The organism is Chitinophagaceae bacterium (assembly GCA_007695095.1).
Lineage (GTDB): Bacteria > Bacteroidota > Bacteroidia > Chitinophagales > REEL01 > REEL01.
In genome coordinates this window covers 1-22,056 of record REEL01000143.1, presented here as the reverse complement: position 1 = coordinate 22,056, position 22,056 = coordinate 1, and the positions used below count along the sequence as shown (strand labels likewise).

17 protein-coding genes are annotated in these 22,056 nt (G+C 37.0%); 1 reads left to right on the top strand and 16 read right to left on the bottom strand.

The genetic code is table 11. From position 1 onward, the window contains the following. Window positions 1-59: 59 nt before the first annotated feature. The 15 genes from EA412_11740 to EA412_11670 form a co-directional block, all read right to left on the bottom strand. Window positions 60-1,844 (bottom strand): ABC transporter ATP-binding protein, encoded by a 1,785-nt coding sequence (locus EA412_11740; protein ID TVR77256.1) that lies wholly within the window; start codon window positions 1,842-1,844, stop codon window positions 60-62. A 3-nt stretch (window positions 1,845-1,847) separates the two neighbouring features. Further along, a complete protein-coding gene (locus EA412_11735; GenBank protein TVR77255.1) occupies window positions 1,848-2,612 on the bottom strand; it encodes a tRNA pseudouridine synthase A in 765 nt (254 codons plus the stop codon). 113 nt (window positions 2,613-2,725) lie between these two features. Then, window positions 2,726-3,241, bottom strand: a complete 516-nt coding sequence (locus EA412_11730; GenBank protein ID TVR77254.1) for a gamma carbonic anhydrase family protein — start codon at window positions 3,239-3,241, stop codon at window positions 2,726-2,728. A 3-nt stretch (window positions 3,242-3,244) separates the two neighbouring features. Then, window positions 3,245-4,042: a peptidase M48 gene (locus tag EA412_11725; GenBank protein TVR77253.1), complete on the bottom strand. Its 798-nt coding sequence runs from the start codon at window positions 4,040-4,042 to the stop codon at window positions 3,245-3,247. Between the two features lie 56 nt (window positions 4,043-4,098). Beyond that, complete coding sequence (locus EA412_11720; protein ID TVR77252.1) at window positions 4,099-4,932, bottom strand: hypothetical protein; 834 nt, start codon at window positions 4,930-4,932, stop codon at window positions 4,099-4,101. Window positions 4,933-4,954: 22 nt separating this feature from the next. Further along, the gene (gene galE / locus EA412_11715; protein TVR77251.1) at window positions 4,955-5,977 is read right to left on the bottom strand and encodes a UDP-glucose 4-epimerase GalE; all 1,023 of its coding nucleotides are present in this window, start codon (window positions 5,975-5,977) and stop codon (window positions 4,955-4,957) included. Beyond that, window positions 5,978-6,991 carry an NAD-dependent epimerase/dehydratase family protein gene (locus EA412_11710; GenBank protein TVR77250.1) on the bottom strand — a complete coding sequence of 338 codons (1,014 nt, stop codon included), beginning with the start codon at window positions 6,989-6,991 and terminating at the stop codon, window positions 5,978-5,980. It lies immediately after the preceding gene. Next, window positions 6,943-7,803, bottom strand: coding sequence for a glucose-1-phosphate thymidylyltransferase (rfbA, locus tag EA412_11705; GenBank protein ID TVR77249.1), 861 nt, complete (start codon window positions 7,801-7,803; stop codon window positions 6,943-6,945). The genes EA412_11710 and rfbA overlap by 49 nt, the downstream gene beginning before the upstream one ends. A gap of 173 nt (window positions 7,804-7,976) precedes the next feature. Continuing rightward, window positions 7,977-9,704 carry a Na/Pi cotransporter family protein gene (locus tag EA412_11700; GenBank protein ID TVR77248.1) on the bottom strand — a complete coding sequence of 576 codons (1,728 nt, stop codon included), beginning with the start codon at window positions 9,702-9,704 and terminating at the stop codon, window positions 7,977-7,979. Between the two features lie 129 nt (window positions 9,705-9,833). Continuing rightward, window positions 9,834-10,838 carry a hypothetical protein gene (locus tag EA412_11695; GenBank protein TVR77247.1) on the bottom strand — a complete coding sequence of 335 codons (1,005 nt, stop codon included), beginning with the start codon at window positions 10,836-10,838 and terminating at the stop codon, window positions 9,834-9,836. Window positions 10,839-10,953: 115 nt separating this feature from the next. Then, complete coding sequence (locus EA412_11690) at window positions 10,954-13,734, bottom strand: TonB-dependent receptor (protein ID TVR77246.1); 2,781 nt, start codon at window positions 13,732-13,734, stop codon at window positions 10,954-10,956. Window positions 13,735-13,770: 36 nt separating this feature from the next. Beyond that, on the bottom strand, window positions 13,771-16,653 hold the full coding sequence (locus EA412_11685; GenBank protein TVR77245.1) for a CocE/NonD family hydrolase: 2,883 nt from the start codon (window positions 16,651-16,653) through the stop codon (window positions 13,771-13,773). 207 nt (window positions 16,654-16,860) lie between these two features. Next, a complete protein-coding gene (locus EA412_11680) occupies window positions 16,861-17,445 on the bottom strand; it encodes a DUF3109 family protein (GenBank protein ID TVR77244.1) in 585 nt (194 codons plus the stop codon). Between the two features lie 5 nt (window positions 17,446-17,450). Then, on the bottom strand, window positions 17,451-17,966 hold the full coding sequence (locus EA412_11675) for a hypothetical protein (protein ID TVR77243.1): 516 nt from the start codon (window positions 17,964-17,966) through the stop codon (window positions 17,451-17,453). A 178-nt stretch (window positions 17,967-18,144) separates the two neighbouring features. Next, entirely contained in the window at window positions 18,145-18,999 is an 855-nt protein-coding gene (locus EA412_11670) for a 3-hydroxybutyryl-CoA dehydrogenase (protein TVR77242.1), read from the bottom strand. A 236-nt stretch (window positions 19,000-19,235) separates the two neighbouring features. Between EA412_11670 and EA412_11665 the strand changes: the two genes are divergently transcribed. Continuing rightward, a complete protein-coding gene (locus EA412_11665) occupies window positions 19,236-20,579 on the top strand; it encodes a T9SS C-terminal target domain-containing protein (GenBank protein ID TVR77241.1) in 1,344 nt (447 codons plus the stop codon). A 770-nt stretch (window positions 20,580-21,349) separates the two neighbouring features. On the opposite strand, the gene EA412_11660 is transcribed toward EA412_11665, so the two are convergent. Then, a partial coding sequence (locus EA412_11660) for a T9SS C-terminal target domain-containing protein (protein TVR77240.1) occupies window positions 21,350-22,056 on the bottom strand: 707 nt, incomplete at its 5' end.

The window sequence follows — 22,056 nt, the reverse complement described above, 5'->3', positions numbered from 1 at the left end:
AAATTGCAAATTTCCGCGAAAATAGTGAGACCACAAAGACCTTAAATAGATTTATTAAGTTAAGTGATATTATCGTCTGTTATTAGTTGCTTGCTAAACTGCATATCATGTAATTTCTTATAGTAACCGTCTGATTTCATTAAATCATCATGATTTCCAATTTCAATAATTTCTCCCTTTTGTAAAGCTACTATAACATCTGCTTTCTTTATTGTTGAAAGTCTGTGGGCAACAACTATTGAGGTTCTGTTTGTGATTAACTTTTCTGTAGCATGCTGAATAATCATTTCACTTTCAGTGTCTATAGATGAAGTAGCCTCATCCAATATCAATATCTGAGGATTATAGACCAGTGCTCTAACAAAAGAAATTAGCTGTCTTTGTCCCATTGATAACGTAAGTCCCCTTTCCATTACTTTGTAGTCATAACCAAGAGGTAACTTCAAGATAAACTCATGAGCACCTGCTTCTTTAGCAGCATTTATTACTTGTTCCCGTGAAATATCCGGATTGTTCAGTGTAATATTATCCATAATAGAGCCTGAAAACAGAAACACATCCTGCATCACAATTCCAAAGTACTTTCTTAAAGTATAAATATCATAGTCTCTGATTGAAATTCCGTCGAGCTTGATGTCACCTTTTTGAAATTCATAAAATCTGGCTAAAACATTAATGATAGATGATTTTCCGGAGCCGGTAGCTCCAACTATTGCTACCGATTGACCGGGTTGAATTTCCAGATTAATATTTTTTAATACAAAATCATCGTTTTCATAGGCGAACCAAACATTTTCAAATTTTACGCGACCTTCAATTTTTTTGGGCTTCAGGCTTCCATTGTTATCTATTTTTTGAACATTATCCAATAGACCAAAAACCCTTTCAGAAGCAACGATGCCCATTTGCAATGAATTGAATTTATCTGCGAGCATTCTCAATGGTCTGAAAAGCATGTTAAGGTATAAGATAAAGGCTATCAAAATTCCCAGAGTAGTTTCATAGTTTATAACGCTATTTGTTCCATACCAGACCATAAGACCAATGGCACTGGCAAGAATTACTTCAACTACAGGAAAAAATATAGAGTAATAGAGAATTGCATTTATATTGGCTTGCTTATGGTTATTGTTAATTTCATCAAACCTTTTCATTTCTCTTTTTTCGGCTGCAAAAATCTGAATTATACGCATCCCTGAAATGTGTTCCTGTAGAAATGCATTCATTCGGGCAACCTGAGTTCTTACATCATTGAATGCTTTTTTTATGTTTTCTTTAAAAACGTAGGTACTGTATATTAATAAAGGAAAAGTAACCAAACTGACTAATGTCAGCTTCCAGTCCTGATAAAGCATAAAGCCTATAACGGCAAAGAGGGTTAACAAATCTGCGATAATTGTAATTAAACCCTGACTGAATATGTCATTAATTGTTTCTACATCATTAATGGTTCTGGTCGTTGAAGTTCCTATGGGTGTTTTATCAAAAAATTGTGGCTTTTGATCTACCAGATGATTAAATACCCGCACCCGTAAACCTTTTATTATGGACTGCCCCAGCCAATTGGTCATGTAAATAAAAAAGTAGCGTAAAAAAGACTCTACCAACAGCACCCCAACTAATATTGCCGCCATTGTTTGCAATCCTTTCATGTCGAAATTCAATATGTAGGAATCGACAGTTATGGATACCAGAAATGGCCTTAAAGGTGCCAAAACAGCGAGAATCAAAGCTAAAAAGGTAGCGGCTGCAAAAACCAGTCTAAATGGTTTTACCAGTTTTAACACTCGAAGAAGCACCCCTACTTTTGGTTTCGGGTTAACATTTTTATTATTTACAGCCAATTCTTAATTTTCATTCAACAAAATATGATCCGGATAAACAACTTCCGTGAGGTATAACCCCCAGGCCGGAACAGCATATGGAATTCTTATTCTTTTTTTATTCAAAACGGTTTCCAAAAATTCATCATCACCTATTTTTCCTCTGCCAACCAAAATCAGCCCTCCGGCTACTAAACGAACCATCCCTCTCAGAAAGCGATTTGATGAAATATGAAACTCCCAGTCAACATCATCATTTTTACTAATCCATTCACAACGACTTAAGTTGCAGAAAAATGTATTATTAGAACCTCCCGTTTTGCAAAATGTTTCAAAATCCTTAAATTCTAACAACTTTTTTGCTGTTTTATTCATCAATTCAAAATCCGGTTTGTTTCCTAAAGCATACATCCATGACAATCCATATTTAAACGGGTCTTTTTCAAAATGCATTTTATATACATAGCTTCTTTTAATCGCATCGAAGCGGGCATGTGCATCATTGCTTACTTTCTCAACCGAATAGAATGCAATTGACTGTCTGGAATAACAATTTAATTTATGGACAAAGTCTTCCGGCAAAGGCTTTTCTGTATCAAAATGAGCATAATAGGATGAAGCGTGTACCCCTGCATCTGTTCTGCCACAACCCATAATTCGTATTTCTTCATTGAAAAATTTTGCCAGAATTTCTTCGATTGTTTGCTGGACACTTCTGTCTTTTAACTGTCTTTGCCATCCGGAATAATTTTTCCCGTGATAAGCTAAATGGATAAAATATCTTGCCATAAATATCAGACTGAAAACTGAATCTAATCTACAGTATTGAAAAAAAACGAAGTTAAAAAATATAAACCGTAATCAGTGATTAAGGAGATAGTGTTCACTAAAAAAGCAGGATTTTATTCTTTGAACCAGCCGGAATACATGACATAATTGTCTGAAATTCTTTTTATAATTTCATTGAATTGTTCCTGGCTGATTTCTTTAACTTTTTTTGCAGGTACTCCGGCATATATAGTGCCTGATTCAACTATTGTATTTTCAAGAACAACCGATCCGGCGGCAACCAGGCTATTTTTTTGAATCACGGCATGGTCCATAACAACGGCTCGCATTCCTATAAGCACATTGTCTTCTAATGTACAGCCGTGAACAATTGCTGCATGTCCGATACTTACATTATTCCCAATATGCACGGGTGCTTTTTGGTAGGTGCAATGTATAATTGCCCCATCTTGGATATTTACCTTATTGCCGATTTTTATATAATGAACATCTCCTCTGACTACAGTATTAAACCAAACACTACAATCATCGCCCATTTCAACATCGCCAACTATAGTTGCATTGTCTGCAAAAAAACAATTTTCTCCCCATTTGGGAGTTTTTCCTCTAACTGTTTTAATCAATGTCATTCTTTAAGGTAAACTGTTTTTAAAGTCTTGATATGATTGCTGAAAGGTTTCCTCTCCGGTACAATTAAGCTCCACTTTTTTCTCATTAATATCTGTAACTCTGTTTCCGGGATTCGGGTGTGTGCTTAGGAATTCAGGCGGACTGGTTGAATTTGAAGATTCAATTTTTTGAAAAAATCCGGCAGCTCCTGCTGAATTATAGTCCGTTGGACATAAATATATGACCGAATGTTTATCGGCATCTCTTTCGTGATTTCTGCTAAACCTTAAAAAAACCAATCCGGCCGCAATTTCTGCTAATAGACCGGGGTCTTCACCTAACACTACTCCTAAAAGTGTAGAAACTCCGTATTGTCTCGTTAGTTGCTGTGTGCTGTGCCTTCTGTCAGCATGTGCAATTTCATGAGCCATTACTCCGGCAAACTGATCTTCCGTGTCTAAAAACTTAATTAAACCGGTATAAAAATACATATATCCACCCGGCGCTGCAAAAGCATTCAGGGTATTATCGTCATGAATAATTTTCACTTGCCAGTCAAATTCATCTCTGTAATTTACTTCACCTGAGTTCAATACCGCGTTCATTATTCTATTAATATGAGCATAGGCTTCGGGATATGCACTCTCGCTTAAAATCGGAAATTCAGAAGGGTTTGATGCAATTTGCTCAGATACCTGTAGTCCCAACTGTTTATCATCTTCCAAAGTAAAGATATTTATCCCTCCCTTTTTGCAGGAGAACATGCTTAGAGAAAGCATTAAAATAAAGCTAAGGCTTAAACTGCGATTTATTTTTATCATTGATTATAGTTTGCGAATACCAAATATAGTTAATTATGCTCTGGCTTTCAAATTGGTTAAAATTTACAGTTCAATCTTTTTTGTCTTTCGTTTTGCGTAAACAGCTTAAAGCCCAGATTCACTCCGGCAAAAACATACCAATCGTCGTTTCCCGGATTTCCTCTGGTGTCCGGCTCTGTGTATTTATGTCCGGGTTGAACTTCACCTGACCGATCAGCCAGGGCGGCCGATAGTGGGCCTGACTCTTCAAGTAATCTTCTGTTGCTGACATAAGTTGTACTCACATCATCCAGATAATCAGTAAAGGTTTTACGAACACCTACTTCCATTCCAACCGAAAATGCATCAGTTACATCATAGCTAAAGCCGGCTCCAATTGGGATAGATATTTGAGTAAGTGAATATTGGCGATCTTCAAAGCCGATATATTGACCTTCCGTTCCCAGAGGCTGTAAATCAACCCATTCTCCCATATAGTATGCCTGAGGGTTAAAATGAAATAAAGCTACTCCTGTGAAGAAATAAGGTCTAAGCAAATTATCTCTGATATAAATTTTATTGGGGAAAGGATACCACAATGTGTGTAAACCTGCTTCGTAAATTCTGCTTTGAAAACTTAAGTTTCTCAATTGTCTTTGAGGCGAATCTGCATTGGCATCGTTACCGGAAATCGTTCCATAATAAAAGCCAGCCCTGAAACTAAAATGTTCATTCAAATTATACTGTCCGTAAGCACCAATTGAGGTGTGGGTTTCTTTTAGATCCAGATATCCAACGGTTAAGTCTCCCATATAGTTAGACCCCCCAAGAAAAATTCCTGCTTCCCATTTTTGAGCATAGGTAGAAAAGGTAAATAAAGAAACGGTAATTAATAAGAAAATAATCCGCATAAAATGGCTTTTAATAGTGTTATTATTCACCCTGCAAAAACTGTTCCCACTTCCATGCAGAAGCCATCATTTCTTCAATATTAAATTTAATTTTCCAGCCTAAAAGGCTACGAGCCTTATCATTACTGGAAAAGACAGCAGTAACGTCTCCGGGTCTTTTTGCCCCGAATTTATAATTTACTTTCACATTATTTACTTTCTCAAAGGTATTAAGGACTTCCAATACAGAATATCCTTTTCCACTACCAAGATTAAAAAAATCTGTTTGGCCGGCCTTCAGCTTTTCGCGAGCAAAACTTATTGCCTGAGAATGGGCCGTTGCTATATCCATTACGTGTATATAATCTCTTATGCAAGTGCCGTCTTTTGTAGGATAGTCCTTTCCAAAAACTGTTAATTGCTCTCGTTTTCCTATAGCTGTTTGAGTTACATAAGGAACCAGATTGTCCGGTGATTGTAAGGGCAACTCACCTAACTTACCTTCCGGATGTGCCCCAACCGGATTAAAATAACGTAGAATAACTAAGCTGAAAGCTTCCGTATTTTCTACGGTTTGTGTTAAAATTTGTTCTCCAATTTGTTTGGTTGCCGCATAAGGAGATAGTGCTAATCCAATAGGGGTATCTTCTGTTACCGGCAAATTTTGGGGCTCTCCATATACGGAGCAGGAAGATGAAAATATAAAATTTTTAACTTTGTATTTCTGTGCTTTTTCTATCAAAACCATTAATCCGTTAACATTGTTTTTGAAATACTTTAGCGGATATTTTACGGATTCAGGTACTGATTTATATGCAGCAAAATGAATGATAGACTCTATGCCTACTTCTTTCTCAAAAACTTTTTCAAGAGCAGCATCATCACATATATCTGTTTGATAAAAAGGGACTTTATTCCCAGTGATACGCTCAATTCTATCAAGAGTTTTAGGGTCTGATTTAGATAAATTATCCACACATACTACTGAAAGACCTCTTTCTAAAAGGTCCAAAATGGTATGTGAGCCGATATACCCTAATCCACCGGTTACGAGAACTTTAGACATTTATGAATATACTTTTTGGATTGGACTCCCCTGCCAGTTTTCTACAACCTTTGTAATTCCTTCTTTTAGAGTAAGAAGGTCTCTGTTCAGAAGTTGTTTCATTTTTGTAATGTCCGGCACTCTGCGTAACATATCACCTTCAGGCAATGGAGGTAGATGTACTATTTTTGAGCGGGAATTTGTGACATCTATGATTATTTTCGCCAGGTCTAAAATAGTTATTTCTACATCTGAACCGATATTTACAGTGTCGTTAACGATTTTATTCTGATAAAATGCATTGGTAGTCGCTTCAATATTATCACCAACAAAGCAGAAGGTTCTGGCTTGTAAACCATCTCCATAGACAGTTATATCATCATTGTTTAAAGCCGAATTAATAAATCTTGACATGACAAAATCCGTACTTTGCTTTGGTCCGTAGGTATTGAAGAATCTAAAAATAGTATAATCCAGATCATACTCTGTTTTAAACGATCTACAGAAAGCTTCTCCAATATTTTTAACAACGGCATACGGAAGCCTTGAGTTTAAAGGTGTAGTGTATTCGTTCTGTGGCAATGTAGTTGGTTCTCCATACACTTCAGAAGAGCTGGCAAAAAAGACCCTTTTAACACCTGTATTCTTGGACAATAAAAGGATGTTTTTTATTCCGTCTATATCTTCAAGAACTTTTACCGGGTTATCAAGCGTTCTTTGCACACCGACAACAGCAGCATAATGAAAAACATAATCAAACTGATAAGAAACCATTAAAGGAGTGATATCATTTATAAGGTTTGTATCGCATTTGATAAATTTCCAGTTATCTGTTTTTGCTTGAGGAAGACGCTCCGGTTTTCCGGTGAGCATGTTGTCAATTAAGACTACAAAATTATTAGGATCTTCAATTAATTTTTCAGCTAAACAGCTGCCAATAAAACCGGCTCCACCGGTTACAAGTATTTTATTCATTTTTATTTTCTTTAATTCAGCAAGCCTGTCAAGTATTGTCCATATCCACTTTTCATTAATGGTTCGGCCAAAGCTTTAAGCTCTTCTTTGTTTATAAAGCCTTTTCTAAAGGCCACCTCTTCTATACATCCAATTTTTAAACCTTGTCTTTCTTCAATTACCTGTACAAACTGAGAAGCTTGCATTAAGGAATTAAAAGTTCCCGTGTCTAACCAGGCTGTTCCTCTGTCAAGTTTGGCTACGCTCAACTTTCTTCTTTTCAAATATTCTTTGTTAATATCTGTAATTTCAAATTCACCCCTTGCGCTTGGCTTCAGGTTTTTAGCTATATCTACCACACTATTGTCATAAAAATACAAACCGGGTACAGCAAAGTTTGACTTTGGATTAGTCGGCTTTTCTTCTATACTAATAGCTTCATTGTTCTCATTAAACTCTACAACGCCATACCTTTCAGGGTCATTTACATGATAAGCAAAAATTAACCCTCCTTCAATATCTATGTTTTTTGACAATAAATTCCCTAAACCTACACCATGAAAAATATTATCCCCCAAAACGAGGGCAACCTTATCCTCTCCGATGAATGGAGCGCCAATTGTAAAAGCTTGGGCAAGCCCTTTGGGTTCCGGTTGCTCAGCATATTCAAAACGACAACCCAGTTTTTTCCCATCCCCAAGAAGCTTTTTAAATGATGGCAAATCCTCAGGGGTTGAAATAATTAAAATTTCCTTTATTCCGGCCATCATTAATGTTGACAGCGGATAGTAAATCATAGGCTTATCAAAAATGGGCATTAGCTGTTTAGAAATAGCAAATGTGATGGGATGTAATCTTGTACCTGAACCTCCTGCTAAAATAATTCCTTTCATCATTTTTTATTTAAGACTTCCGAAAAAGACTTCTTTGTTTTAAAATTTTTTTGGCTGAAAAGATAACTTAAAATATTTAAAAATCTTTAAACACACAAAATCAGGGCACAAAATTAATAAAAAATAAGTCTGCGTATTAAATCATAGGGACTTTATATCTAAAAAGTTGGGATTTATATGATTTTAGCCTCTTTTTTTTCCAATTTTAAGCCTATTGCAGCTTCGTGAATGTTCACAATATTGTCCCCTACTTTTTCGAGCCTGTTGACATAGTCCAGGAAGATTACTCCTGCCTGAGCACTATATACCCCTTTTTCCAGCCTTACGTAATGATTTTCAAGTATCTCATCACGCTTCCTGTCTATACGCTTATCCATTGCATAAATCTGAGCCAAATCTATTTGGTCATAATTTTTACCCAGGTTTACGCGCATTACTTTTATAAAGTCAAATATCAGCTCAAGCATTTCCTTCAATTCTAATTTCCCTTCTTCCGGCAGCTTAACATTCAGGTCTACCATTCGCTCATAGTTTCTGCCCATTAAATTAAATAAATCACCGATTCTCTCAAGCTCACTGACCATTCGGATCATGCCACGGGCTTGTTTTTGCCCCCTTTCACTCAAACCATTATCCGTAAGCAGCGCCAGAAATTTCGTGATTTCAACTTCCATGTTGTCCGTTATGCCCTCTCTTTTATTGAGTTTGCTTAATAGCTTTTCCGGATTTTTGTGTTTTTCAAAAAGCAGCGCACCGGTCGTAAAGCTCATCTTATCAATGAGTTTTGCAAACATTTGTATTTCTTTTTGAGCCTCCAGCAATGATAATTCAGAGGAGTTTTGAATTCCTGCACTTATATACTTAAGTCTGAACTCCTCATCAACATCCCCTTTAGAAGGCTGGATTTTAATCACTAATTTTTCTAAGAATTTAAGGAAACCTATAAAGATAATAACATTCAAAATGTTAAATAAAGAGTGGAAAACAGATATTGCAATTACCATATTCTGCCCCCTTTCAGCGATATCGTCAACAAAAGGAGACATGTCAAAAAATGAGGTGAGTATGTAATCTATAAAGCCTAAGAAGGGTGTAAATATTGACAACACCCAAACGACCCCAATGATATTAAATATAAAGTGAAAGCGTGCAGCTCTTTTTGCATGAACATTTCCGACCAGAGCGGCGAGATTGGCTGTTATGGTTGTGCCTATGTTTTCGCCGAGAAAAATAGCTGCAGCATATGTAAAATCAATATACCCCTGATAAATGAGCGCTAAAGTGATTGCTGTGGCGGCACTGGAGGATTGGACGGTTACTGTTAGAATTGTTCCAAACAACACAAAGAGTAGTATTGAGAAAAATCCATATTGTGTGTAGGTCTCTAAAAAAGCGAGCATTTCCGGGTTTTCTGAAATATTCGGAACGCTTTCCTTTAGATATTCAATGCCAATAAAAAGTATACCAAACCCAATTACAAACTCTGCTAAACTTTTTCTGGTTTTGTTTCCGGAAAAATAAAATGGAAGCGCAAAGCCCATCCCTATTATAGCTATTGAGAGTACATTTACTTTAAAGCCTAAAAGGGAAATCATCCAGGCTGTAAGAGTTGTCCCAATATTGGCTCCCATAATTACTCCCATTGACTGAGCTAAAGTCAACAGACCGGCATTTACAAAACTAACAACCATCACCGTTGTTCCGGAAGATGTTTGAAGTAAAACCGTTATCAAAAAGCCTGTCAAAACACCCATAAAACGATTGGATGTCATACCGGCCAGCATACCCTTAAGTCTGGGACCTGCAGCTTTTTGAAGACCATCGCTCATAATTTTCATACCAAATACGAAAACACAAAGCGAGCCGATAAGGTGTAAAAAATCTAATATGCCGTAGTCCATAAACTTAAGTTCTTTTTACTGGATTGAAATAAACCGCTAAATAACTCTATAGTGAGGAATAATGTTAAACTTCTTGTGTTATTAAAGTGTTAAAAATAAGGCTTGTCATTAAACCCGCCAATCTTTCCTTCATTTTCTTGAATTTAAAAATGTATAAACCAGCCAGGCCAATGCTTTTCCTGTTAAAATTTTTTCTGTTGCATTCTCTGATGGAGCGGCTTCAGGCAAATGAAAATATATAGGATTAAATTGTTCACAAACTCTTGAAACTAATTCTGCTGCCTGATTAACACTTAAACCCATAGGCGTTAGTGCACTTACCGGGAAATTGGCAATTGAATCCATGTCAAACTCAAAACCCAATACTTTATCTTCCGAATCGCTGAAAAACCTATCGGCTTTCTTAATTGTCTTTTTAAAAGAATAGCTCTTATCCAAAAAATCAAATTTAATCTGCTTTTTATTCCCGGACATTTTCTGAAGCATCATCTCATTGTTGTAAGGCTTATGCATAGCAGACACAAAGTATTTATTTAAAATCCCGGATTCCAAAGCAAATGAAAACGGATTCCCGCTATGCCTGTAGTCAGTTTCGCGTAAATCAGCATGTGGGTCAACATTAAAAATATTGAGTTTACAAGATTTATTTAAAAATTTATGAGCAGATTGCATTATCGGATATGCGTTATTATGACCTCCGCCAATGACTAATGGTACTGCATTTATCTCAAACACTTTATCTAAAACAGATTCTACAATTTTATCCAGCTCAGAAACAATAACCCCAAGATCTGAGACCTCTTTAACTTTTTTGGACTTTTTGATTAAGTCTGCCGTATCAATACTGCCGGCTATCAGTATTTTTTTAGGAGTAAAAAAACGATTGGACTGCATGCTTAAAAAAGCCGGCAGGAAAGCATCAAAAGCATTTTCAGCACCCGGTCTTCCATAATTTGCAAGGGGGCCAATACTTTCCGGAATACCTAAAATGACATAATCCGGTTTCTCTTCTTTTAATGTTTTTTCAAGATTGTCTTCACAGCATAAAATTATATCCCCTACTCTCGTTTCACCTTTTCTGGGTTTGTGTAACTTAGCTAATTTCTCTTCTGAAAAAGGGATTAAATTTTGCATTCAAAACATATTGATATGGTTGTATACCGAACTTTGCAAAAGTAAATAAATTAGCGAATACCTGATAATTTAAAATAAGCTTGATGAAAGATTTTTATACTCGCTTAAAAAAACCTTAGTCACGCACCGGAAACCCTAAATCTACCGTCCAGCTTGCATACATTAATCTTCCTATTTGCGGACTGCCGTAAGCCTGCAGATGTTTATTGTTGTAAACATTAGAAGCTCCAACCCGTACAGTGCTGTACCACTCAGGTATCCGGTAATTTAATTGCAAATCAAGGGTGTGATAAGAAGGAACCACGCCATCTCCAAAAGTACTTTGCCATTTAAACTCATCTCTCCATCTGAAAGCAGCATTAAACCCGAATGTTCTCCAGACATCCCTTCCGCTCATTTGGATACCAAACTGGTTTTTAGGAGTATTAAAACCCGGAATTATAGGATCATTAAGTTGTTCGGTATTTAATTCATTAAATGAATAGTTTATTCCTGCTGAATAACCCGAGCCAAAGTAATAGTTAATTCCTGCATAAACACCAATACTACTAACTGTTTCTTTTGCATTTACCGGAATTTGAAACAATTCATAATTACCCGTTAAAATAGCATCTTCACCACTTGTTTCTCCGGCCAGTGCATCACCGGAAGGTCTTGCCACTCTTATTTCGCCGATAAACTGCTCATAAACCGAATAGAAAACCGCAATATCCCAGTAAAAATTATTTTGCCAAATCCCCCTGTATCCAAGCTCTATGGTTTTCATTTGTTCGGGCTGTAATGGAGCCAGACTTATAGTGTCCAGCAATAATGGATTAACCACAAAATTGCTGTCGTGTTCTTCTTGAAAATTCTCAACTGACTCCAGGGTATAAAGATTTTCATGACCGTTGAGGTTTCCTTTTAAAGTAATAGGACCCAGATTTAACAAAATATATTGATTTTGCAGAGTTGGCATTCTAAAGGCTGATTGTGCGGAAACTCTGATTGAATGATTTCTGTTCGGAGAGTATATGGCTGCAACTCTTGGAGAAAACTGCAAGTCGAAATTCATATGTTTATCAACCCTGCCACTACCCATTAATCGAAGTCTTTCATTAAACAAAAGTTTTGAAATTTGAATAAAGCCGCCCCCCTCTTGGGTATTAAGTGAAACAAATTCAGCATTTGGGTTGTATCTGCCGTTTTCAAGAGTGTCTGCCGGATTTACCAGAGTATCGCTAAATATTGTACCAAAAGAACGCGGACTGTAGTTTCTGAAAGAAACACCTGCTATAATATCAGCAAAGTCAAAGTTGAAATTATACTGACCTTCTATATGCTGTAATGAAGATTTATCTTCAAAGCGAGAACCGGATTCCAAATCAGGGTTGTTTACTATTGCATTAATTAAAGAGTCAAACTCTTGTGATTCTGAAGTATACCATCCCTCGTTTTGTGCTTTTTCTTTAGCTGCTGCATGTGCAATGTTTACCCACTCTAAGCGGGCATCTCTTTCAAATCCATTTGTCAGTGAATCTAACTGATCAAAATATTCTGCGAGATACTCAGAGATGTAATTTTCAACACCTGCTCTTGATAAATTTATACCCGTAAAAACTAAATCGTAAGAATCTCCTGCATTTTCAAGAGTTGTATATGCTCTAACTAAAAATTGTCTGCCACTTAGCTCTAATTTATGTTGCTGAAAGCTTATATTGTTTATGCTATATCTGTTTGCTCCCTGGTATATAGCTGTTCCGTTTCCAAATCTATAATTATAAGAAGCCTCCAGTGAATTATTAAACCGATAATGTAATGCTGCTGCCAGCTTATTGCTTTTTATAGTATTCTCAGACAATTCAGACTCCATATATCCCGGCGCTTCAATGTTTTGTTTCCCTGGATTTGCTATGGGATTAAAATCAAGATAATTGTTTAATGCAACGAAGTCTTCACGTTCTTTTTGAGACAAACTTTCGTCAAACTGCAACTGTCGCACAATTGCACTTAAATCTTGTTCTGTTTCTATGTCACCATATCGGTTAGATTCAGGATTATCGGCAATCCAATCGTCTGCTTGCATGAAAGAACCCGTTACTTTCACAGCGAAACGTTCATTTTCACCAAAAGCTTTGGCAATCCTAAACTGACCTTCAATCAGTGAGCGTTCTCCTCCTTTTATCTGAGCACTAATGCCTTGAAAATTATAGGGGGTTTTGGTCGTCATGTTTATAACTCCCTGAAAAGCGTTGGGGCCATAAAGTGCAGATGCCGGACCGGAAATTAGTTCCACGCTTTGTAAATCCAAATCATTTGCCCCAACCATATTTCCAACCGGAAAATTCAATCCCGGAGCTTGATTATCCATTCCATCCACAAACTGAACAATTCTTACAGGGGCGGTTGTATTAAACCCTCTGGTATTGACTATCTGCATGCCTAAACTCGAACTTACCACATCCACGCCTTTCATATCTCCCAGCGTTTCATAAAAATTACCGGATGCTGCCTGTTCAATATCTCTAATGCTCATGCGCTCTATAGTTACGGGAGACTCCATGATTCTTTCACTGATTCTGGATGCTGACACGACCACTTCCTGTCCCGGAATTACCTGTGGAGATAATGATATTATCAAATCTGCACTTTCAGATTCTATAAGTATTTTTTTGTCTGAATATCCGATATAAGAAACCCTGAGTTCTACAGGCAGGTCTACATTCAGTTCTATAGAAAATTTACCCATAGCATCACTAACCGCCAATTGTTGGGTTTCCATTACTACTATATTCGCTTGAATCAGGGGCTCATTGGTATCAGAATCTTTTACCAATCCATTAATTACTGTCTGACCAAAAATTAGAGGGATGTATAAACAGGTCAAACAAACAAAAGTTAGTGCTTTCTTTAACATTAAAAATTAGATTTGTAACTCCGAAAAAGAGTTGGGTTAATTTTTTGAAATTTTAATGGTTTTTGTCCGATTATTTTCTCTATCAGTGATTTGCAGAAAATACAATCCGGAGTCGAGCTTTGAAAAATCTCTCACATCTGTATGAGAAAAACTCCAGCTGTCTGCCAGCTGCCCAAGACTATTATAAAGTTTGGCTTCAACATTACCATTATAGCTTGAATAAATACCGGTTTTGTCATTTACCGGATTGGGAAAGACCATAACATCAAAATCATTCTTAGAAGAAGATAAAATTTCATTAACGGATGTAAAGCTTGTATTGTAAACAGGCAATTCTATATGCGTTGGGTGTTCGGGACTAAAAGCTATTCTTTGCACGGCAATTCTCGGCATTAATTCTTGCCCGTTGAATACATATGAGCGGCCATCGGAAGGTTTTCTTCTGAAAAACTCATTTTCTTCAATCGGCAAATTAGGGTTAACCTGATATCTCGTAAAATTACTACTTGAAATAAGTATTTTCATTTTGTGGCCCTTGCCCCAGGTATATGCTATAGGCATTAATCCGAAGCGATACTCATAAATTTCTCCGATTTGAATATTCGTAAATGGGATATCATCATTTTGGAAAGGAAACAACTCTCCTTCCGGATTATCCACCAAAGCTCTTGCATAATCTCTTGCTCTTGCATTTACCGCTCCTTCCACAACAAAATACTCTCTGCCATCCGGATAGACATCTAAAACGCGTATAAAGAAATCTGTGTCTGTAGGTCCGCTTGTTACACCTCCCGGATTTGATTTTGCATATAAGTTCATCACGGGAAACCCAACTATAGAAAGAGAGTCTTCTGTTATTTCCATTTCAAAGCTTACAACACCGGTTCTGTCCATGGTATAAGGTGCGTGCTCGGGCTTAGCTAAATCCATCTGACCCTGACTGTCTCTGTCTCCCAGCGGAGTTCTGACAATCATATTTGCTCCTCCGACGGTAAGAATCGGATCGTCCGGATTGTGAACATAAATTTTAAAACCTTCATCATGATTTGGTTTGCTATTATCAATAGTTCCATTTTGATGCAGATAGTAGTTTTGCCAATGAATGTTATTCGTAAAAGGGAAGGTATCTGCCTCTAACCAGTAATTTCCCAGATTTTCATTTTCTGAAATGCCATCATCAATAGGACCCGGCACATACATTCTCACATTTGGGACATCATTAGCGAAATCTACAAACCCAATTTCAGGAATTTCTTCATTTCCTGATAATTCTGCAATAATAGGATTGCCCGTGGCAGGGATATCCAAAACCAGACTTTGAATACCAATAAAGGGGATATCTACTTCAATAGCTAATCCGTTAAGCCCGCCGGTACCGTTTAAAAAGTTTAATAATTCATTAAAAGAAAAGTCAAAATTCGCTGACGGAACTCTCACAGAACCCAATGAAGAACCTTGCCATACATTACTTTCCGGAATTCTTACCATTGGCTCTCCTATATTAGCGTAATCATTATAGTTAAGGGTATACCTAAACCATGAAATCAATTCTGAACCAATTACAGAGGCGACCTCTAAATTATCAATATCTAAATCACCGATATCGATTCCCATGACGTCAGAAACGTTTTCTTTATAGAACATATCACCTGTTCTTCTGCTTCCAATTGTCTGATGAGCCCAGGGCCCGATTACTAATTTTTGCTTGTCTCTGTTACCAAAATCATGACTTAAATAGTGCCTCATTAAATTGGCTGTTTCAATCTGACCGTCAGTAAATATATCCCACCAACCGGTAAGATGATAGGTAGGAACCTCTTTATTGGTATACCTGCTTATTGTTCCGTTCAAATCTCCAACACCGTTTTCATTAATCATTGCTCTGCTGGCATCCATATCTAAGCGGCCAATACTGTTTGGGTAATAACCTGCCGGACCTCCCTCATATCTGACTGTTGAGAAGTGGTCTATTGCCATATTAGCAGCATCGAACTTATTCGTTAATCCATAATCTGCTGAAGAATGTATGGCATTGTCGATGCTATCATCTATATCATTGAGGTCGTCATTTGTACCGGAAAAAATCTGCCCTTTCAACCAACCTGTCACAATACGGTCTCTAAAAACACCATTCTGAAAACCCGTGTATTTGTAATGCTCATTTGTAGCAACAATAGCCAGCAAGCCCTTTAGTCCCGGCCCCTCCGGATCAATGGGATAAGCCGCAGCAGCCTGATACTGAGTGTTTCCAAGCGCTGAAGCACCAAACATGCCAATGCTTCCATTTGCCAGCAAGTCTACAGTATCAATGTTTCCATCTCCATTCAAATCATACTCCCGCATTAAATTATGTGTAAGATATTGCAGGCTGTGGTATCCATCTTCATGAAAATTCCCATTTCGCGGGTCATTCAGGTCTGTAATATCTAAAATGTGTCCATAATTTGGATGATAGGGAGCTTTTGCCCAGCTATCACTATACATCGGAAAATAAACCCCTTCTGAAGAATACCTGCCTCTCATATCCTGAAGTGCATAACTATATCCAAAAAGAGTAACAATTCTACCCGTCATATCTCCTTCTTTATTATAAGGTGTTCTGGTAAAAACCAGTGGTAACTGCCAGGGATTTGGATTGGGCTGACCGTTTAGTTCCGGATAGTAAAACAACTGCGTACCGGAAGGTATTAAATCAATTGTGGTTTCACCTATTAAAGGGATGTCTACACTAATACTTAAATCTTTAGAGGTTACGGGTAGATAGATATCTGTCATTAAGTTTGTTCCGTCAGGCATTGGAATTGGCACAGTAATTTTAGTAGAAAAATCTTCTATTCCAAAATCATCCTGGGCTTTTAGGTTGCCTATGGAGAAAATAAGTATTATTTGCAGACTGAGAATACGTAAAGTTGATATCATTTTATTTATTTAATTTTCAATGACTGTTTATGGAATCAGTTTTCCCACAAATCGTTTAAAAAATCTAACCGGACTTAAATTTAAATTCAAGTTAGTAAAATAATTTCTACAACAATAATAAACTTATTTGTATTTTTTAGTTGAGCAAGCGAAAACAGATGATAGTTTCGTACTATAGGAGTCTGTTTCCTATAATTAAAAGGGTCTTTAAGATTTATATGAACTATATAAATTTTCTAATTCAAGGTAGAATTGCTCTCCGTAGTTTCTTATAAGTGCATCTTTTACAAACCTAAAAACAGGCTTCCCCAGACTTTTACCAAGTTTGCATGCCGGTGAACATATGTCCCAGCGATCATACTCCAAAATGTCCATACCATTTTCCGATCGAATCCGGATTGGATAAAGGTGACAAGAAACCGGTTTTTGTAAGGATGTTTTTCCTTCCTTCCAAGCTTTTTCAATTCCACACAGGGCTTTTCCATTTTCAAAAACAGTAAAGGCACATGCTCTGTTGTTAACTAAAGGTGTTTTGTAATCTCCACCTTTTTTCTTTATAAATACACCAAGCTTTTGAATGACTTTCCGACCGGAATCATCCAACTCCGGAAGTATTTTTTCCAAATCATCTTCTAATTGTATAATTTCCTTGCTTTGCAGTGGAGCTCCCTCGTCACCTTCTACGCAGCAAGCTCCTTTACAGGCCTCATAGTCACAAAAAAACATTTCATCAAAAAGTTCTTTTGATATCAGTTTATCTTCTAAAAGGAAAAATTCTTTTTCACCGGACATAGCTCTTAATCAAGGTAATTTTCAATTTTAATTTTTTGCAAACGATCTCTTTTGAATTCAAAAATAGCTTTACTGAACTCATCTTCTATAACTTGTAATGTGTCAGAATCCAGCTCATTAATATCCCTGAAAGCTTCCCTGAAAGCATCTTTTTTTATTCCTGTCCGCAAGTCTGCAATTAGACGAATGCGTGGGTTTTTAATGTTTGCTTCATAAAACAAGGCTCTGTTATCAGATGTCAGATAAAAGTAAAAACTACTGCTTCTGTAATGCATAACCAAGACAGTGTCAGTTTGCTCGGGGTTGTGAATATTGCTAACCGGAATCTTTTCTTCTTTCAACCTTCTTCCCAAATTTTCTTCTAAATATTCAGGGGTGATTGTTTTTGAAAAAGGCGTTTCTAAAAAAACGGTGGTAGATATCGAGTCTTTTTCAGGAACCGGTTTAAAAAGATTGCAGGCTGTGGCAAAGAGCACCAAAGAAAATATAGTGAGCAGTTGAGAAAGGTTTATTTTAAACATAATTGATTTGCTTGAGTGGTTCCTGATTAAAGGGCTTATTTGAGTGTAAAATTAACCTCAAAAAAGATAGGAGCATACAGAAGTATAAAAAATCTTTAATGAAGTTGAAACCTATTCGTTTTTAAAAGGGGGCTATTGATAAAGAATTGTTAAGTCCCAGAAGTTCAGGCTAAAAAACTTAGTAGTCATAAAAGCCTTTTCCATTTTTTCGCCCATGGTGTCCTGCTTCAACTTTTTGCTGTTGAATAATGCTTGGGCGAAATTTTGAATCATAGTGAAAAGACTCAAACATAGAAGAAGTTACTGAAAAATTTGTATCCACGCCTATCAGGTCCATCAAGCGAAAGGGGCCCATTTTAAAACCTGAGCTTTCCATTAACATATCAATTTGTTCGTGAGTGGCAACTTGTTCTTCGAGAACTTTTAAGGATTCAACATAAAAATGACGGGCAACTCTATTAACAATGAAGCCCGGTCTGTCTTTTGCCATAACGGCTGTTTTGCCCCAGCTCTCTGCTAAATCAAATACTAAATTTGCAATCTCGGGACGTGTAGCGGCTCCTGAAATAACTTCTACCAGTTTCATAATGTGAGCCGGATTAAAAAAATGCATTCCTACTACATTTTCCGGTTTGCTTAAACCGGCAGCAATGCGTGTAATTGGTATGGAGGAGGTATTGGTAGCCAAAATGGTATTCTCTCCATTTAAATCAATAGCTTTTTGAAATAAACGCTGTTTTACATCAAGCCGCTCCACAACGGCTTCTATAATAATATCCCCTTTTAGCTCTTCCGGATTGTTAATAAAACAGACTCTTTCCCATGCTTTATTTTTTTCACTTTCGCTTAATTTTCCTTTTTCAATTGCTTTGTTCAGGTTTTTGTCCAGGGCTTTTTTAGCCTTTTCCAAAGCATCTTTATTTATATCAAACAGCAATGTGTTATGTCCTGCTATCACAGATAATTGAGCGATTCCAATTCCCATAGTTCCTGCTCCTGCAATGGCAACCATTTTTATGTCTTTTACTTCCATTTTTCTCTTATTTATCTTTTAAAAAAAGCCCATTACTCAATAACGCTAAAATAATAAAATCATTAAGATTTGGCATGAGTTTAGAATCAAAAACAGGCATTATATATATAACTCTGTAAAAAACAGAACAAACATCAGGGTTTTTTCGGGTATTTTTATAACTTAGTCACAAAATAATATCAGTATGTGTTTATTTTTAATATAAAAAAACATTTTTCACGCATTAAAAGACCTTCATGAAAAAATTATTTTTCTTTCTAGCAGCCTTTGCTTTACTCGCTTCTCCCGCATTTTCAGATCAATTTATTCGTTGTTTGACAGATGAATATCTGGAGCATAAAAAAGAAGAGAATCCAGCATTCAGACAAGCGTTTGATCAAACATATGATTACATCTATGATTTGGCATCTACTCAGAGAGATATGACAGATTCTGTAATTTACAGAGTTCCGGTTGTAGTACATGTGGTTTATAATACACCTGAGGAAAACATACATGATTCTTTAATTCACAATCAGATTGAAGTATTGAATGAAGATTTCAGAAGGAGAAATGCAGATACCAGCATGACCAGAGAGATATTTAAACCTTATGCAGGTGATGCCGGTATAGAGTTTTTTCTTGCGGAAACGGACCCTAACGGAAATCCAACCGATGGGATTACCCGGACACAGACAAGTGTTGAAACCTTTTTTAATTTTTTAGATTTTGAAGCAATTGACAATGTAAAATTAGATGTTGAAGGTGGTAAAGATGCCTGGCCAACGGATCAGTATATGAATCTTTGGGTTTGCAATTTATCATTGAGCTTTGGCGGTAATCAAATGCCGGCGGTTCTTGGTTTTGCTTACCCTCCTGTTGGTGCTCCGAACTGGCCGGCAGATGTTTTCCCAAATGATCCCAATCTGGAAGGAGTGGTCGTTCATTATCAGGTGTTTGGTAGAAATAACCCGGAAGCAGTAGGTCCGCTTGAAGTTGTAAACAGAGGCAGAACAACCACACATGAAGTAGGTCATTATCTTGGACTAAGACATATTTGGGGTGACGGAGGTGGTTTTGGCGGAGGTGACGGCTGTGATGTTGATGATGGCATTGACGATACACCAAACTCAGCAAGTTCTTCTGACCAAAGTTGTGATTACACCAAAAACACTTGCGTTATTTCTCCTGTAAACTATCCGGATATGATTGAAAATTTTATGGATTACAGTGATGAAAACTGTATGAATATGTTTACCAAAGGACAAATTGCGGTAATGAGAATGGCCTTGAGTGAATTAAGACCCGGACTTGCTGAAGTTGATGAAAATGTATCATTTATTGCTGAGCAAAATACAAATACCTTAAACTTATACCCTAATCCTGCGAATACCAATGTTTATATAAGTTTTGAGCAATTCACTACTATCAATAAAATAATGATAAGTGATATAAAAGGCAGAGAGATTAAACAAAAAGCTTTTCACAATCAGGATTACAAAACATTAAGTATAAATGTTGAAGATTTGAAAACGGGTATGTACATAATAAGTGTCCAAACCGGAGACAAGCTACTATCGAGCCGCGTTATGATTCAATAAGTTTTTTGTTTTGCAATTCGGATCGGGAGGTTCCCCGTATTTTACATTTGCTATCATAAATTTGCCATTTATCTCTCTTGGGTCTTGGGCTCTTGAAATTTGGGCTCTTGGGACTTTTGAAGCCATCTCATCATGCTCTATATATGACTCACCCTGCACCCTCTCTATTGCTAGAGAGGGACGAGTGGTTTGTCTTTGAATTGGAATTGCTGTTTTTAGTCAGAAAATGGACAGAGAACAGCCTCACACCACACCGTCATTGGTAGCTTCAAGAGGGGAGCCTTGCGGGCAAGCTTGAAGTGTGATAATCTCCTGATTGGGGGTAGGTTTAAACAGTTTATTGAAAGGTAGATAGGTGGCTGAGCGGAGTCGAAGTCAGCGGACTTGAAATTATGTAAAATCTAACTTAAGAAATAGTCTTAGAACATTGAATGCCAGCTGGAGGCTGTACAACACTTACGCTCGCGAGACGCGGAGCGAATGCGGTCTCTATATTAATATGGAGACTTTTACTCAGTACTACCTTCGACTTGTTTCGACTCCGCTCAACACAAAACGCTCAGGCTGCGGCGATGCCAACCGGAGTGAGCTCCCCCCACATTTTCCATTTTCCATTTTCCATCTTAATTTTGACATAAATTGTTACCTTATTCCTTTCAGACTTTATAAACTTTTTATTTTCAATTACTTCCTTGGGTCTTGGGCTCTTGGGACTTAGCAGCATGTTTTTTCTTGGCTCTTAAATCAAATCCCGGTTTTTTCTATCGTAACTATCTAACTATCACCTTCTTACCGGCAACGTGTACGTTATCTTTGAATACATTTACTACATACATGCCTGAAGTCAAAGCTGTAACATCTATACTAGTAAGATAAGACGCTACATTTTTTGAAACAACTTGTCTGCCTAAGATATCTGTCATGGTTATAAAGTAGCTATTTGCCTGCATATTTCCGGAAAGCACAATGTTGAGCAAGTGCGAAGCCGGATTAGGATAAACGGCAATTTGCACTTCAAGCACTTCATCTTCAACGTCATCCCGGACATTTGACACTACATGGCAACCCGGTTCTACACAACCCAGAGAATCAGTTTTGACAATATACATACTGCTTTGTGAACCACCGGTAAACAAAAATCCACCATCGTCAGTAGTAATGAGTTTACTTACATCATCAGATGTGTCAGAACCATAAACCGTAAACCAATTGAGTGCTCCTGATCCAAGTGAAAAACTAATAAATAATATACTAGTACCTCCTTCTCCATAAGAACCAGTAGAGCCGACAATATAAATATTATCATCTTTTACTACCATAGTACGAAAGGTTTCACTTTTAATACCTCCACTAAACCCATTAGTCCACAAAACATCTCCATTTTTATCTGTTCTGACAATATATCCCTGATAGGATTCATTGCCATTATTTAAGATTACAGGTGTATATCCTATTAAAATAAAACCGGAATCAGGCA